Genomic DNA, 679 nt, shown 5'->3' on the forward strand with positions numbered 1-679 from the left:
AGACAAGCCAGTGATGTCGTTTGTAGTACCACCAGTTACTGTTACTGTACCAGTTTTGATTGTACCGGCTACACCATCTAACTTAACAGCATTAGTACCACCTGTAGTGAATGTGTTGTTTACACCATCAACTACAGAGGCGCCAACTGTAGCCTTACCAGCTATACCATCAAGAGTGATTTTGTTAGCACCTACACCAGTTGTAACATTATCTTTTGTAATAACTGTGCTGTTACCAGCATTATCTTTAACCGTTACAGAGCTAGATGTTGTTGCTGTAGTATTTGTACCATCTGTAATCGTATTTGATGTAGCATTGGATGTATTTACATTGCCATTACCATCATCAATTACATTGTTATCTACAGTAGATTTATTAGACTTAGCACCATCTTTAATCACTTGACCAGCTGCTGTAGTTTCTGTGGACTTAGTACCATCAGCTACAGTGTTGCCACCTGCAGTAGATGTATTCGTTTGAGTACCCGCAGTTTGTGTAATACTGTTGCCAGTAATGACTGTTGTATTACTGCCTGTACCAAGGAATGTAGCAGAGTTCATCTTCACAAGATCTTTGTTAAGGATGAATGTAAAGTCTCGTTCATTTTGGTTTACTGTCATGTTTTCGCCAGCAATCAATTGAACTTTGTCATCTTTACCTACCTTAGCATCCTTCTTA

At 38.9% G+C, this 679-nt stretch carries 1 protein-coding gene; it reads right to left on the reverse strand.

The window, feature by feature from the left end:
* The coding region (locus tag HMPREF1477_RS09725; protein ID WP_016475910.1) for a hypothetical protein at positions 1–679 on the reverse strand (679 nt) is incomplete at both ends.

It is taken from the genome of Veillonella sp. HPA0037 (genome assembly GCF_000411535.1).
In the GTDB taxonomy this organism is placed as follows: Bacteria; Bacillota; Negativicutes; order Veillonellales; family Veillonellaceae; genus Veillonella; species Veillonella atypica.